We start from the raw sequence: 14,497 nt of genomic DNA on the forward strand, positions 1-14,497 counted from the left end.
TCGCCATGCAACTACTGGAAGTTTCCGCCAAGGAAGGCTACGTCTGGTTCCGCCAGGGCATCTGGCTGTTCCGCAAGAACCCGCTGGCATTCCTGATGCTGTTGTTTATCTATCTGATTGCCGCGCAGTTGGCGATCTTCGTGCCGCTGTTCGGCATCATCGCGCTGCTGGTGTTCACCCCAGGCCTGTCTGTGGGCGTGATGACCGCCTGCCGCGACGTCATCCAGAACAAGCGTGTATTGCCCACGATATTGCTATCGGGCTTCCGCACGAACGGGAAACAGGCCACCCGCAACCTGCTGGTGCTGGGTGGCATTTACGCGGTGCTGGTGTTCGCGCTGAGCTTCATCGCCACGGCCGTGGTCGACATCAGCGCACTGGCGCCGATGGTGCTCAAGGGCGAGGAGCCCTCCGGCGAAGCGGTACGGCAACTGTATTACGCACTGTTGATCGGCGCGCTGCTGTACACACCGGTGGCAATGATGTTCTGGTTTGCGCCGATGCTCGCCGCCTGGCATGGCGTGCCGCCCGTCAAGGCGCTGTTCTTCAGCTGGACCGCCTGCTGGCGCAACCGTGGCGCGTTCTTCACCTACGCCCTGCTGTTCGCGCTGTTGCTGGTGGTAGTGCCGCTGTTCCTCGAGGTAGTGTTCGCCTCGATCGGCGCGGATACCGTGCTGTCGTTCCTGATCACGCCGTACTCGCTGCTGATGCTGGCGATCCTCTACTGCTCGTTCTACGCGACGTACCGCGGCTGCTTCAACATCGCGCCGCCGGGTGAGACGGCGAACGATAGCGTGGCGCAGTCCTGATCCTCTTTTCTCCCCGCTTCCACGTGCGGAAGTGGGGAGACCCCCCTCATCAATCGATCGCGTCCAGCTTCGCCACCGACAGCGCCAGCCACTTGGTGCCGTGGCGCTTGAAGTCGATGTTCGCGCGCGCATCGGCGCCCTCGCCTTCCAGCGCCTTGATCTTGCCTTCCCCAAACTTGTTGTGGAACACGCTCTGGCCCACGCGGAATCCAGTGGCCGCGGCGCGCTTTTCTTCGGCGTAGTTTTTGCCGGTGTCCATGCCGCCGGTCGGCTTGACGCCCGTATAGGGCACGTCCTCGGCACGCTTGAACCAGTCGCGGCCCCACGCGCTTTCGCGCTCGGATGACTGGCGTCCGCTGCCCGAGCCATAGGTACCGTAGGCCTGGCCCTGCGGAGTGATCCACTTCAGCGAGGCCTCGGGAAGCTCCTCGAAGAAGCGCGACCGCACGTGATAGCGCATCTGGCCGTGCAGCACGCGACTTTGGGCGAACGACAGATAAAGCCGTTCCCGCGCGCGGGTGATGGCCACATACATCAGGCGGCGCTCTTCCTCCAGACCGTCGGCCTCCATCGCGCTGTTCTCGTGCGGGAACAGGCCTTCCTCGAGCCCGGTGATGAACACCACATTGAACTCGAGCCCCTTGGCCGCGTGCACGGTCATCATCTGCACCGCATCCTGGCCGGCCTGCGCCTGGTTGTCTCCCGCCTCCAGCGACGCGTGGGTCAGGAACGCCACCAGCGGCGTCATCACCACGGGCAACTGTTCGGGGTCCAGCACCTGCTGGTCCTGTTCGCCCTGCGCCAGCGCCGGCGTGGCATCGCGGTTCGCCGGCAGCATGCGGCCCAGCGCCTCGAGCCCGTAGCCTTCCTCGACCACGAATGCCTGCGCGGCCGTCACCAGTTCCTGCAAGTTCTCGATGCGGTCCTGACCTTCCTTCTCGGTCTGGTAGTGCGTCATCAGGCCGCTGGTGTTGGTCACGTATTCGACCGTTTGCGCCAGCGTCATCCGGCTGGTCTCGGCACGCATCTGCTCGATCAACCGGATGAAGGCGCCCAACGAGCTACCGGCCTTGCCGGGCACGTAGGCCACTGCTTCGGCCAACGAACAGTTGTATTGCCGCGCCGCGTCCTGCAGCACTTCGAGCGACTTCGCGCCGATGCCGCGCGTGGGGAAATTGACCACCCGCCCGAATGCGGCGTCATTGCGCGGGTTCTCGATCAACTGCAGGTAGGCCAGCGCGTGCTTCACTTCGGCGCGCTCGAAGAAACGCAGGCCGCCGTACACCCGGTACGGGATACCCGACGAGAACAGCGCGTGTTCGATGACCCGCGACTGCGCATTGCTGCGATAGAGGATCGCGATCTCCGAGCGCGACATGCCCTGCGCAATCTGGTCGCGGATTTCTTCGACGATCCAAGAGGCTTCCTGGCCGTCCGAACCTGCCTGGAACACGCGCACCGGCTCGCCGTGCCCGGCGTCGGTGCGCAGATTCTTGCCCAGTCGGCGCGCATTGTGCGAGATCAGGTGGTTGGCCGAATCGAGGATATGCCCGTGCGAGCGGTAGTTCTGCTCGAGCTTGATCAGGTGGCGAACGCGGAATTCCTGCTCGAAGTCGCGCATATTGCCGACGTTGGCGCCACGGAACGCGTAGATGCTCTGGTCGTCGTCGCCCACGGCGAACACCGCCGCGGCATTGCCCGAGCCGTAGCCGGCCAGCAGCTTGAGCCACTGGTACTGCAGCACGTTGGTGTCCTGGAACTCGTCGACGAGCACGTGGCGGAAACGGTGCTGGTAGTGCTGGCGGATCGCGTCGTTGTAACGCAGCAGTTCGTAGCAGCGCAGCAACAACTCGGCGAAGTCGACCACACCCTCGCGCTGGCACTGCTCGTCGTAGGCCGCGTACAGGTCGACGAAGCGACGATTGAAATCGTCATTGGCTTCGACGTCGGCCGGGCGCAGGCCCTGCTCCTTGGCGTTGTTGATGAAATACTGGAGATTCTTGGGCGGGTACTTCTCGTCATCGACGTTCAGCCCCTTGAGCAGCCGCTTGATCGCCGAGAGCTGGTCCTGCGAGTCCAGGATCGCAAATGTCTGCGGCAGGCCGGCGTCACGGAAATGCGCGCGCAGCATCCGGTTGCACAGGCCATGGAACGTGCCGATCCACATGCCCCGGGTGTTGATCGGCAACATCGACGACAACCGGGTCTGCATCTCCTTGGCGGCCTTGTTCGTGAAGGTCACCGCCAGGATGCCGGCCGGGGACACACGGCCGTTCTGGATCAGCCACGCGATCCGCGTGGTCAGCACACGGGTCTTGCCACTGCCCGCACCGGCCAGGATCAGGGCCGGCTCGTCAGGTAATGTGACGGCGGCGAGTTGTTCAGCATTGAGATTGACGAGCAGACTGGACATCGGAGCAGGGCCGGAAGGATAGGCCGCAATTATACCGATGGCCCCCGCCGCGCCCTGGCAGCAAGGACAGCATCCGCCCGCCCGGGCCACCTTCCGGCGCCGAAATGCGCACCGGAACCCCGCCTCCCCTATAATTTGACGTTTTCCCGGCCCAATGCCGCGGCGCGCCGATCCGCCTGCCGGCCAGAGCCCTGACCCGCACATCTCGACATCCCAGCATGACCGCAGAAGACCAGTCCCTAGCCAAGAGCTTCGAACCCGCCGCCATCGAGGCGAAATGGGGCCCAGAATGGGAGCGGCGCGGCATTGCCCAGCCCACGTTCGACGCCAATCGCCCCGATTTCGCCATCCAGCTGCCGCCGCCCAATGTGACCGGCACGCTGCACATGGGCCATGCCTTCAACCAGACGATCATGGACGGCCTGACCCGCCATGCACGTATGCGCGGCGCCAACACGCTGTGGGTGCCGGGCACCGACCACGCCGGCATCGCCACGCAGATCGTCGTGGAACGCCAGCTCGAGGCGCAAGGCGTATCGCGCCACGACCTGGGCCGCGCCAAGTTCACCGAGAAGGTCTGGGAGTGGAAAGAAGAATCGGGCTCGACGATCACACGCCAAGTGCGCCGTATGGGCGCGTCGATCGACTGGACGCGCGAGTACTTCACGATGTCGCCCGAGATGTCGAAGGCCGTGACCGAGGTGTTCGTCCGCCTGCATGAGCAAGGCCTGATCTACCGTGGCAAACGGCTGGTGAACTGGGATCCGGTGCTTGGCACCGCCGTGTCCGATCTGGAAGTCGACAGCGTCGAAGAAGACGGTTCGCTGTGGCACATCCATTACCCGCTGGCCGAGCCGGACACCGTGCGCGGCCTGACCCACCTGACCGTGGCCACCACCCGTCCCGAGACGATGCTCGGCGACACGGCCGTGATGGTGCACCCAGAGGATGAACGCTACGCCCACCTGATCGGCAAGTTCGTGCATCTGCCGCTGACCGATCGCAAGATCCCGGTCATCGCCGACGAATACGTGGATCGCGAGTTCGGCACCGGTGTGGTCAAGGTGACCCCGGGCCACGACTTCAACGACTACGCCGTGGGTCAGCGCCACAACCTGCCGCAACTGTCGATCCTGACGCTCGACGCGAAGATCGTCGCCGATGCGCCGGCCGCCTACGCCGGCATGGACCGCTTCGACGCGCGCAAGAAGATGGTGGCAGACCTTGAGGCGCAGGGCCTGCTGGGCGAGGTCAAGAAGCACAAGCTGATGGTGCCGCGCAGCGAGCGCACCAGCAGCGTGATCGAACCGATGCTGACGGACCAGTGGTTCGTGGCCATGAGCAAGCCCGCCCCGGAAGGCACATTCAACCCGGGCCGCTCGATCGCCGAAGTCGCGCTCGAGGCCGTGCAGAGCGGTGAAATCAAGCTCGTACCGGAAAACTGGATCAGCACGTACAACCAGTGGCTGTCGAACATCCAGGACTGGTGTATCAGCCGCCAACTCTGGTGGGGCCACCAGATTCCCGCCTGGTACGACGATGCCGGCAACTGTTTCGTGGCGCGCACCGAAGAGGAAGCACGCGCGAAGGCCCAGGCCGCCGGCAGCACCGGCGCGCTGCGCCGCGAGGAAGACGTGCTCGACACGTGGTTCTCGTCCGCCCTGGTTCCGTTCTCGTCGCTGGGCTGGCCCGAGAACACGCCTGAGATCCAGCACTTCCTGCCGTCGTCGGTGCTTGTGACCGGCTACGACATCATCTTCTTCTGGGTGGCGCGCATGGTCATGATGACCAAGCACTTCACCGGCAAGGTGCCGTTCCACACCGTGTACGTGCACGGTCTGGTGCGGGACTCCGAAGGCAAGAAGATGAGCAAGTCCGAGGGCAACACGCTCGATCCGGTCGACCTGATCGACGGTATCTCGCTCGAGCCGCTGCTCAAGAAGCGCACCACCGGCCTGCGTCGTCCGAAGGATGCGCCGAAGATCGAATCGAAGACGAAGAAGGAATTCCCGGACGGCATTCCCGCATTCGGCGCCGACGCGCTGCGCTTCACGTTTGCGTCGCTGGCCACGCTGGGTCGCAACATCAACTTCGACACTGGCCGCTGCGAGGGCTATCGCAACTTCTGCAACAAGCTCTGGAACGCCACGCGTTTCGTGCTGATGAACACCGAGGGCCATGACTGCGGCATGGGCCCGTGCAACAACGATTGCGGCCCGGACGGCTACCTGCACTTCTCGCAGGCCGACCGCTGGATCGTATCGCTGCTGCAGCGCGTGGAAGCGGAAGTCGAGAAGGGCTTCGCCGAGTACCGCTTCGACAACATCGCCAGCGCGATCTACAAGTTTGTCTGGGACGAATACTGCGACTGGTACCTGGAGATGGCCAAGGTCCAGATCCAGACCGGGACCGAAGCCCAGCAACGCGCCACGCGCCGCACGCTGCTGCGCGTGCTGGAAACGGTGCTGCGTCTGGCCCACCCGATCATCCCGTTCATCACCGAGGAACTGTGGCAGAAGGTGGCCCCGCTGGCCGGCCGCGCCAAGGGCGATGGCAGCGAGTCGATCGCCACGCAGGATTACCCGCTGAGCGCCGCGGCCAAGATCGACGAGGCCGCCGAAGCCTGGGTGGCCCGCCTCAAGTCGGTGGTCGACGCCTGCCGCAACCTGCGCGGCGAGATGAATATCTCGCCGGCCCAGCGCATCCCGCTCTATGCTCAGGGAGACAGCACGTTCCTGAAGGAAGCGGCGGCGCAAATCCAGGCGCTGGCGAAACTTTCCGAGGTCAAGGTGTTCGAAGACGAGGCCACGCTGCAGAAGGAAGGCGCCGGCGCCCCTGTGGCGATCGCCGACGGCAACCACCTGCTTCTCAAGATCGAGATCGATGTGGCTGCCGAACGCGTGCGCCTGGGCAAGGAGATCGACCGTATCTCCGGCGAAATCGGCAAATGCCGTGGCAAGCTGTCCAATGAGAGCTTCGTCGCCAAGGCACCGCCGGCCGTCGTGGCTCAGGAAACGCAGCGTTTGTCCGATTTCGAACAGACGCTGGTCAAGCTTCAGGATCAACTACAGCGATTGCCTGCCTGAGCGTAAAAAGTGCTTCCCCGGTTTCGTGCCGACTGCAGCGTCGGACGGAACCGGACAGACGGCACCCCTACCGTTACGGCACGGTATCACTCCGGATAAACAAGGAAGGCTGAAATGGAAAACCGCGTCACCAAGGCCGTCTTTCCCGTTGCAGGGCTAGGCACCCGGTTTCTGCCCGCCACCAAGGCGAGCCCCAAGGAAATGCTGCCCGTGGTCGACAAGCCACTGATCCAGTACGCCGTGGAAGAAGCCATGGCCGCAGGCATTACCGAGATGATCTTCGTCACCGGGCGCTCCAAGCGCGCCATCGAGGATCACTTCGACAAGGCTTACGAACTGGAAGCGGAACTCGAGGCCAAGAACAAGCAGGCACTGCTCGATGTGGTGCGCTCGATCAAGCCAGCGAACGTCGAGTGCTATTACGTGCGCCAGCCCGAGGCGCTGGGCCTGGGCCACGCGGTGCTTTGCGCCGCCAAGCTCGTGGGCGACACGCCGTTTGCCGTGATGCTGGCCGACGACTTGCTCGACGGTGGCAAGGACCTGCCCGTGATGAAGCAGATGGTGGATATCTACAACCACTACAACTGCTCGGTACTCGGCGTGGAAGAGATCGCACCCGAGCAAAGCCGCTCGTATGGCGTGATCGACGGCCGCGAGTGGGACGACCGCGTGATCAAGATGTCCGCCATCGTCGAGAAGCCGGCACCCGAGAATGCGCCGTCGAACTTGGGCGTGGTGGGTCGCTATATTCTCACCCCGCGCATCTTCGACCATATCCGCGAGCTGAAGCCGGGCGCCGGCGGCGAGATCCAGCTCACCGACGCCATCCAGTCGATGCTCGACCAGGAACAGGTGCTGGCCTATCGCTACAAAGGCGTGCGGTACGACTGCGGCAGCAAGCTCGGCTATCTGAAGGCGACCGTCGAATTCGCCCTCAGGCACCCCGAGGTGCGCGACGAGTTCAGCGCCTATCTGTCGCAGCGCTGCACCAGCCCGTCGAGCGTACCCGCCTGACATCCGCCTGAAAAAACGAAACCGCCCCGGAAGAGGTGGCTTCGGCAGGAAGGCAGAAAAAAACCCCGCTTTGTTACCGAAGCGGGGTTTTTCTTTATTCCGGGGCGGTCAGAAACCGATTGCCGCGCTGCCAACATCCACGCGCACCTTGTCGCGATCGAGCAGCCGGCCGGCGTGCCGGGCATAGTCCTGCGCCCATTCCGGATGGGTGGCAAAGCGATTTTCGCCCGAGAACTTCGCCACGTTCAGGATCTTGTCGATCACCAGGACCTTGCCGACCGGACTCGACGCCTGGCAATCCAGCTCGGCGTATTCACGGTCAAACCAGCGCCAGGCGGCATCCTCGGTCACCGCGGCGAGTTCACTGTCGCCCAGCGTGAATTCAAATTCCTTGCCACTGCCGAACACTACGGTCAGGGTACGCGCCATTGCCGGTTCTCCGAAAATCTCCGAGGATGAGGCCCCCATTGTAGTGACTTGCCGCCGGATCGGGGCGGGCGGAAGAACTAGGCTGTTGGAACAAGCCGTTGCCGACCGTTGCCTTGTACACACACCCCTGCTGGCATCTGTGGTTTCCTTGCGACGCATCAATGCGCTTTGGATTATGCTGTCAAACATGGCCATTACGCGACAGGACCTCGAATCGGACAGGCTGCGCACATCGTTGTGCAGCACGCCGGTCGCGTCCTCGTTATTGCCAGAAGCCGATGTGGAGCGTTCGCTCTGCGACGCGCTCGGCGCCCGGCCCGAGACACCCGGTCTGAACGGCGATGTCTGGCTGTTTGGCTATGGCTCTCTGATCTGGAATCCGATGGTGGTCCATACGGATCGCAGGCTGGCCACCGTGCATGGCTACCATCGAGGCTTCTATCTCTATTCCCGCATCAATCGGGGCACATGGGACAATCCGGGCCTCGTGCTCGGCCTGGATCGTGGCGGTTGCTGCACCGGCATGGTATTCCGCATCCCCGGGCACGTGATCGAGCAGGAATTCCGCGTGCTGTGGCGCCGCGAGATGCTGACCGGCGCCTATCATCCGCGCTGGCTGCGCGTGAGAGTCGGCAATGCGCCGGACGCACCCGAGCAGCGCGCGCTGGCCTTTGTCATGAACCGCGAGCATTCGGCCTACGCTGGCCGCCTGCCAGACGAACGCGTGGTGGCCTGCCTGCGCCATGCCTGTGGTCTATATGGCCCGGCGCGCGAGTATCTCCAGCAAACCCTGCTTGGCCTGACAACGAATGGCGTGGACGATCCGTACCTGGGACGCCTGTGGCGCCAGCTCCAGGAAAGCGATGCCGCCGAGTCCAACGGCGCCGCAACGCGGGCGAGTGTCGCCAGCGCTGACGCCGTCGAGTCCATTACCCAGCCTCACGAAACTGTCTGATCGATCCTGTCACCTGCCAACATGACGCGCTCCCAGACCCGTCCCCGCCGCCAGGCACTTGCCGAGATACTTGGGCTGATGGGATTGCTGGTCGCTGGGGGGTTGCTGGCCGGCCAGGGCGGGCAGACGCTGGCCCGCTCGGTGGGTGGACTGGGCGGCGCATCCGCGCCGATGCCTTCTCGCCCGTGGCACGGCAGCAATCACACACCCCTGCCGTCGCGCGGGGACGGCATGGCCGCCCTCGACCACAACCTGATCACGGCAGCCAGTATCGGCGACCTCGACCTGGTCAATCGGCTGCTCAAGGCCGGCGCATCGGCCCAGGCCACGGACGAACGCGGACGTACCGCTCTGCTCGCGGCGGTCTACAACCGTCGCGGCGATGTCACGCGGGTGCTGGTTCAGGCTGGGGCGGACGTCAACCGCAAGGACGATGAAGGCAACAGCCCATTCCTGCTGGCGGCGGCCACGAACCAGATCGACGTGGTACGGCTGGCCCTGTCGCATGGCGCGGACCTGAACAGCACCGACCGCTACGACGGCACGGCGCTGATCGCCGCAAGCCAGCACGGCAATGTGGAAATCGTGAAGCTGCTGCTCAGCGCGGGCGTCCCGGTGGACCGGGTGAACCAGTTGGGCTGGACGGCACTGCTGGAAGCCATCATCCTCGGCGACGGCAGTTCGCGCTACGAGGATATCGTCCAGGCATTGCTGGACGCCGGGGCCGATGCCAACCTGGCCGATCGCGAAGGCGTCACGCCGTCGCGCCATGCGAGGGAGCGTGGCTACAAGACGATGGTGCGGATGCTGATGCGGGCCCGCGGCCACTGAGTTTCCAGTGCCGCGGGGTGTTACGCCTCACCTGATCAGCCAGCCTGACGCGCGTTTTCCGTTTCCTGCAGTTGGCGCCACATCACCTTGCCGGTGCCGGACTTCGGCAGGGCATCGACGAACTCGACCACGCGCGGATACTTGTACGCGGCCATGTGCTCCTTGGCCCATTCGATGATGTCTTCCGGCTGGGTCTTGCCCTTGGCATCCGCGCGCAGCACCACCACCGCCTTCACCGTTTCGCCGCGATAGGCATCGCGCGTGCCGATGATGCAGGCTTCCTGCACGGCCGGATGCTTGTACAGCAGGTTTTCCACTTCCGCCGGCCACACCTTGAAGCCAGAGGCATTGATCATGCGCTTCAGACGATCGGTGATGAAAAAGTAGCCTTCCTCGTCCATGCGGCCGAGGTCGCCGGTGCGGAAGTACGTCTGGCCCTCGAACTCGATGAACGCATCGCGCGTGGCGTCAGGCTTGCCCCAGTAACCCTTGAACACCTGCGGACCGCGCACGATGATCTCGCCCACCTCGTTCGGCGCCAGTTCCTTCAGCGTGACCGGATCGACCACGCGCGCGTCGGTGTTGAACGTCGGCACGCCCAGGCACTGCAGCTTCGGGCGATCGGCCGGGTTGCTGTGCGTCGGCGCCATCGTTTCCGACAGGCCGTAGCCTTCCAGATAGTTCAGGCCGAACTGGGTCTTCAGGCGCTCCGCCACGGCCTGCGGCATCGCCGCACCGCCCCCGCCGATATAGCGCAGGCTGCTCATGTCGAACGACGCCAGGTTCGGGCTGCCCAGGAAGTCGATCACCATCGTCGGGATGTTGGTCCAGTGCGTGACCTGGTAGCGGGAGATCAGGTGGCCAGCCACTTCGCGATCCCAGCGCGGCAGCATCACCACCGTCGCGCCGCTATAGATCGGGCCGTTCATGCCGTACTGCATCCCCGTCACATGGAACAGCGGCAGCACCGACAGGATCACCGATTCCGCGCCGCTGCCAGACCACGTCGAGCCGCCGACGATGTTGTGCATCACGGAGCGATGGGTATGAATGCAACCTTTCGGGAAGCCGGTGGTGCCAGAGGTGTACGGCATCACGGCCATGTCATCCGGTCCGGCGGTATGCGGGCCTGGCTTCAGGCCGGCGGCAAGCGCCTTGGCCCACGGCGTGGCGTTGTCCGGCAGCGGATGCTCGGCGGTGAGCCAGGCCGGCGGCGCGTCCTCGGGATGCTCGTGGGTCGGCGGCAGGGCATCGGCGTATTGGGTCACGAGCAGATGCTGGAGGCGCTCATCGGCTGGCAGCTCGGCGTCGGCCTGCATCACGCCCGCGGCCAGATCCGCCGTGCAGATGGCCACGCGCGCCTGGCCGTCGGTCACGTAATGCTTGAATTCCTCGGACCGGTTCATCGGATTGACCGGCACCACCACGGCATCGGCACGCAGGATCGCGTAGTAGCTGATGATGAACTGCGGGCAGTTCTGCATGTAGAGCAACACGCGGTCGCCCTTCTTCACCCCTGCCTTCTGCTGCAGCCAGCCTGCCAGCGCGGTGGCTTGCGCCTCCAGCTCACGGAACGTGATCGCATTGCCGAAATAGCGAATCGCCGCCTTGTCCGCATAACGGTGCGCCGAGACTTCGAGGTTGTACCAGAGCGAAGTCTCCGGCAGCACGATGCTCGTCGGCACCCGCTTGGGCCAGAACTGGAAATGGGGGCGAACGGACGGCGTTGTGGTCATGGTGTCTCCTGCGGACGGTCGGACGTCGACCGGATTTCTGGAATCGCTAGCGTCGCGAGGTAGGCCTCGCGTATCGGTCAAGCAATATAACTGAACGACCGTTCTATTTTCAACAGGATGTTTTCCCACCCCTCCCCCACGTGGGGTTGCTGAGGTTGTTTTCGGCGCTTACGCCCTCACAATAAGAAGGCAGGCCGTACCCGACGGTCTTTTCAATTCCGAGGTGCAGAACAATGAGCGACGTCACCCTGCAGAACTTTGAAGCCGATGTCATTGAGATGTCGCGCCAGGTCCCCGTGCTAGTCGACTTCTGGGCGCCGTGGTGCGGCCCGTGCCGCACGTTGGGACCGATGCTGGAAAAGCTGGAGGCGGAATCTGGCGGCAAGTGGCGACTGGCAAAGGTCAACGTCGACGAGAACCAGGAGCTGGCCGCCCATTTCGGCGTGCGCAGCATTCCGCATGTGGTGGCATTTGCTGACGGGCAGGCCGTCGACCAGTTCATCGGCGTGCTACCGGAATCGCAACTGCGGGAATTCCTGGATCGCCTGACGCCGAATCCGGGCGAGTTGGCGCTGCGCGAAGCCGTCGAACTGGCCGCCGCCGGCGACCGCGAAGCCGCGCAGGCGTCGTTCCAGGCGGCACTGGCCTACGATCCGGGCGCAGACACCGCACGCCTGACGTACATCGGGTTCCTGCTGGACGGCAACAAGATCGCCGATGCGGAAACCGAGTTCGGTCTGCTCTCTCCGCGTGCCACGCAGGAAGATGCGTATGCCGCGCTGCAAACGCGCCTTGAAGCCATGAAGGGAGTGGGCGATCTGCCCGATGGCGCCGAACTGAAGGCGCGGGTGGCGGCGAATCCGGCCGATCTGCCAGCGCGACTGGATCTGGCGCATCTGCTGATCGCCCGGCGCGAGTACGAAGCCGCGCTTGAGCAACTGCTGGAAATCGTGCGGAGCGACCGCGGGTTCGAAGACGACGTCGGCCGCAAGACCATGCTCTCGGTGTTCGAGCTCATGGGCGACGACCCGGCGGTATCACGGTGGCGCCGCCAGCTCGCCACTGTCCTGAACTGAGTTTGAGGTAGCTGACGGTCCAGCCGGACCGTCAGGCCGCTGGCGCCTCGACCAGCGAGAAGCCGTTGGCTTTCATGTGCTCGACCATCATCGTGTCCATCGACTTCACGTGATTGTCGAACCACCCCGACAACTCACCCGTCAGGCGGCGGCCCAGCGACAGCGCGCCCTTGCCCGGACCCTCGGGGTCAGCCCGTTCCTCCACGATCTTGTCGCGCACGGCCTTGGCCACGGACATCACACCCTGATGCTCGTTGGTGTGGCAGAAGCGCGGGCCGAACTGCATCGCTTCCATCCACTGCTCCTCCTGCTCGAAGTGGTGGTGCGTATGCTCGATCCACTCCTCGAAAGCGGCCAGGAAACCGGCATCGTCGGCTTTTTCCATGGCGGCGAGCAACTGGAGGAATTCGGCGTGCGTGGCATCGGTGACGGGCTCGCCAAGGCGCAGATCGTCGGGCAGGCCTTCGGCCGAAAGGCCGGCGTAGGGGTCGGCGTAGGAGTCGGTATTGGTCATGGAACCGCAGGATAAGGAAGCCGTGAACTGTCGGCAAGCATACCCATTCCGCACCAGTCTGGTCTGATTTCCCGCAAACGGCGCGGCAAATGACGCTATCCTTGCGGCTCATGCCTCACGCTGGACACGTGCGATGCCACGATTGATTTTCTTCTGCGGCCATGCCGGTACCGGTAAGACCACCCTCGCCCACAAGCTGATCGGCCCGCTGATGCAGGCCACCGGCGAACCCTTCTGTCTGCTGGACAAGGACACGCTCTACGGCCGCTACAGCGCCGCCGCAATGCGGGCGATCACTGGCGATCCGAATGATCGCGACAGCCCCGCCTATCTCGACAACCTGCGGGACCCCGAATACGAAGGCCTGCTCGATACTGCTCGTGAAAACCTGATGCTCGGTATCAGCGTGATCGTGGTCGGCCCGCTCTCGCGCGAAGTCCGCGCGCACCAGCTCACCGACCCCGCGTGGCTGCGTGTACCCGAAGGCACGCGGACCCATGTCGTCTGGGTGCACCTGCCCGAAAGCGAAGCCCAGGCCCGGATCGTCCGGCGCGGCAACCCCAACGACGCCTACAAGCTTGCCCACTGGGACGCCTATCGCACGCGCCGCTTCCTGCCTGAGCCGGCCGAATATCCCGAATTGATCTACTTCGGCAACGTCGCGCCCCAAGAGGCGGACATCAAGCGGCTGCTCGCGGCATTAGCCGCCTGAGGCAATCGCCCCGATCACGGCCGAAGCAGCCACGAAGCCGAACACGGCAGTCACGGCCACCGAGGAGCCAAAACCCGCGCAGGCCAGCCCCTGCGGGCCCTGGCGTGGCGCGGGCGGCACCTCGTCGATCTCGCACGCCTGCTGTTCGGGCTCGGGATAGCGCAGCGGTTCGTCAGAGTAGACAGCCTGGATGCCGAACTTCTTCTTCGGATCACGCGGAAAGCCCCACTGGCGCCGCAGGTTGCCACGAACCTTGGCCAGCAGCGGGTCCTGGATCGTGCGGGCCAGATCCTCGATGCGCACGCGCGTCGGGTCGAGCTGACCGCCCGCCCCGCCACACGTGATCACGCGAACGTCCTCGCGGCGCGCCCACCCGAGGATCGCGGTCTTGACCTTCACGGCGTCAATAGCGTCGATCACGTAGTCAAACCCCGACAACAGGGCCTGCACGTTGTCCTCGGTCACGAAGTCGTCCACGGCCGTCACGCGGCAGCGCGGATTGATCGCCACGATACGTTCGGCCATCGCGTCCACCTTGGCACGGCCATAGGCGTCGCCCAGTGCATGGATCTGCCGGTTCGTATTCGATGCCGCGATATGGTCCAGGTCGATCAGCGTCAGGCGGCCCACGGCGTTGCGGGCCAAAGCCTCCGCTGCCCAGCTTCCCACCCCGCCGATGCCGATCACACAGACATTGGCCGCTTCGAGCCGCACCAGGCCTTCGGCGCCATACAGGCGCGCGACGCCGCCAAAGCGGCGATGATAATCATCGTCTTCGGGGCTTTCGTGAGACAACGGCGCAGGCAAGTCCTGCGCCGCGAGAGGCGTGGGGGTAAGGGTCATGCGTTCTTGTTGCTGTGTCTGCCGGCACCGGCTGCCGACGAACCGTGCCGGCATTTTATGCCAGCCGCCGCCTGCGGGT

At 64.4% G+C, this 14,497-nt stretch carries 12 protein-coding genes; 7 read left to right on the forward strand and 5 right to left on the reverse strand.

Annotated features, from left to right (window positions below; translation table 11 throughout):
* Positions 1-5: 5 nt before the first annotated feature.
* Positions 6-809 carry a BPSS1780 family membrane protein gene (locus tag K6G35_RS11880; protein WP_008649812.1) on the forward strand — a complete coding sequence of 268 codons (804 nt, stop codon included), beginning with the start codon at positions 6-8 and terminating at the stop codon, positions 807-809.
* Positions 810-858: 49 nt separating this feature from the next.
* Here the strand turns inward: K6G35_RS11880 and K6G35_RS11885 are convergent, their stop codons facing one another.
* Complete coding sequence (locus K6G35_RS11885; RefSeq protein WP_495675759.1) at positions 859-3,222, reverse strand: UvrD-helicase domain-containing protein; 2,364 nt, start codon at positions 3,220-3,222, stop codon at positions 859-861.
* 218 nt (positions 3,223-3,440) lie between these two features.
* Between K6G35_RS11885 and K6G35_RS11890 the strand changes: the two genes are divergently transcribed.
* Together K6G35_RS11890 and galU are read left to right on the forward strand one after the other, a co-directional pair.
* The gene (locus K6G35_RS11890; protein ID WP_008649810.1) at positions 3,441-6,308 is read left to right on the forward strand and encodes a valine--tRNA ligase; all 2,868 of its coding nucleotides are present in this window, start codon (positions 3,441-3,443) and stop codon (positions 6,306-6,308) included.
* Between the two features lie 114 nt (positions 6,309-6,422).
* Positions 6,423-7,322, forward strand: a complete 900-nt coding sequence (gene galU / locus K6G35_RS11895) for a UTP--glucose-1-phosphate uridylyltransferase GalU (RefSeq protein ID WP_008649809.1) — start codon at positions 6,423-6,425, stop codon at positions 7,320-7,322.
* Positions 7,323-7,430: 108 nt separating this feature from the next.
* Here galU and K6G35_RS11900 read toward each other — a convergent pair whose 3' ends face one another.
* Entirely contained in the window at positions 7,431-7,751 is a 321-nt protein-coding gene (locus tag K6G35_RS11900) for a hypothetical protein (protein WP_008649808.1), read from the reverse strand.
* Positions 7,752-7,938: 187 nt separating this feature from the next.
* Here K6G35_RS11900 and K6G35_RS11905 point away from each other — a divergent pair, with 187 nt between their 5' ends.
* A complete protein-coding gene (locus K6G35_RS11905) occupies positions 7,939-8,706 on the forward strand; it encodes a gamma-glutamylcyclotransferase (RefSeq protein WP_286881546.1) in 768 nt (255 codons plus the stop codon).
* Between the two features lie 21 nt (positions 8,707-8,727).
* Positions 8,728-9,537, forward strand: coding sequence for an ankyrin repeat domain-containing protein (locus K6G35_RS11910; protein WP_152415051.1), 810 nt, complete (start codon positions 8,728-8,730; stop codon positions 9,535-9,537).
* Positions 9,538-9,572: 35 nt separating this feature from the next.
* Here K6G35_RS11910 and K6G35_RS11915 read toward each other — a convergent pair whose 3' ends face one another.
* Positions 9,573-11,273: a long-chain fatty acid--CoA ligase gene (locus K6G35_RS11915; protein ID WP_186424894.1), complete on the reverse strand. Its 1,701-nt coding sequence runs from the start codon at positions 11,271-11,273 to the stop codon at positions 9,573-9,575.
* 233 nt (positions 11,274-11,506) lie between these two features.
* On the opposite strand from K6G35_RS11915, the gene trxA reads away from it, so the two are divergent.
* The gene (gene trxA / locus K6G35_RS11920) at positions 11,507-12,349 is read left to right on the forward strand and encodes a thioredoxin (RefSeq protein ID WP_286881552.1); all 843 of its coding nucleotides are present in this window, start codon (positions 11,507-11,509) and stop codon (positions 12,347-12,349) included.
* 31 nt (positions 12,350-12,380) lie between these two features.
* Here trxA and K6G35_RS11925 read toward each other — a convergent pair whose 3' ends face one another.
* Entirely contained in the window at positions 12,381-12,863 is a 483-nt protein-coding gene (locus K6G35_RS11925) for a bacteriohemerythrin (protein ID WP_008646248.1), read from the reverse strand.
* A gap of 133 nt (positions 12,864-12,996) precedes the next feature.
* On the opposite strand from K6G35_RS11925, the gene K6G35_RS11930 reads away from it, so the two are divergent.
* Positions 12,997-13,575, forward strand: coding sequence for a P-loop nucleotide/nucleoside kinase family protein (locus K6G35_RS11930; RefSeq protein ID WP_495675760.1), 579 nt, complete (start codon positions 12,997-12,999; stop codon positions 13,573-13,575).
* Here the strand turns inward: K6G35_RS11930 and tcdA are convergent.
* Positions 13,564-14,418, reverse strand: coding sequence for a tRNA cyclic N6-threonylcarbamoyladenosine(37) synthase TcdA (tcdA, locus tag K6G35_RS11935; RefSeq protein WP_495675761.1), 855 nt, complete (start codon positions 14,416-14,418; stop codon positions 13,564-13,566). The genes K6G35_RS11930 and tcdA overlap by 12 nt on opposite strands.
* Between the last annotated feature and the right edge of the window lie 79 nt (positions 14,419-14,497).

The organism is Cupriavidus sp. HY129, from assembly GCF_059492215.1.

Bases quoted from the DNA above. Each gene is read 5' to 3' on its own strand.
- K6G35_RS11880 (WP_008649812.1), top strand. From the start codon at position 6: ATGCAACTACTGGAAGTTTCCGCCAAGGAAGGCTACGTCTGGTTCCGC.
- K6G35_RS11885 (WP_495675759.1), bottom strand. From the start codon at position 3,222: ATGTCCAGTCTGCTCGTCAATCTCAATGCTGAACAACTCGCCGCCGTC.
- K6G35_RS11890 (WP_008649810.1), top strand. From the start codon at position 3,441: ATGACCGCAGAAGACCAGTCCCTAGCCAAGAGCTTCGAACCCGCCGCC.
- galU (WP_008649809.1), top strand. From the start codon at position 6,423: ATGGAAAACCGCGTCACCAAGGCCGTCTTTCCCGTTGCAGGGCTAGGC.
- K6G35_RS11900 (WP_008649808.1), bottom strand. From the start codon at position 7,751: ATGGCGCGTACCCTGACCGTAGTGTTCGGCAGTGGCAAGGAATTTGAA.
- K6G35_RS11905 (WP_286881546.1), top strand. From the start codon at position 7,939: ATGGCCATTACGCGACAGGACCTCGAATCGGACAGGCTGCGCACATCG.
- K6G35_RS11910 (WP_152415051.1), top strand. From the start codon at position 8,728: ATGACGCGCTCCCAGACCCGTCCCCGCCGCCAGGCACTTGCCGAGATA.
- K6G35_RS11915 (WP_186424894.1), bottom strand. From the start codon at position 11,273: ATGACCACAACGCCGTCCGTTCGCCCCCATTTCCAGTTCTGGCCCAAG.
- trxA (WP_286881552.1), top strand. From the start codon at position 11,507: ATGAGCGACGTCACCCTGCAGAACTTTGAAGCCGATGTCATTGAGATG.
- K6G35_RS11925 (WP_008646248.1), bottom strand. From the start codon at position 12,863: ATGACCAATACCGACTCCTACGCCGACCCCTACGCCGGCCTTTCGGCC.
- K6G35_RS11930 (WP_495675760.1), top strand. From the start codon at position 12,997: ATGCCACGATTGATTTTCTTCTGCGGCCATGCCGGTACCGGTAAGACC.
- tcdA (WP_495675761.1), bottom strand. From the start codon at position 14,418: ATGACCCTTACCCCCACGCCTCTCGCGGCGCAGGACTTGCCTGCGCCG.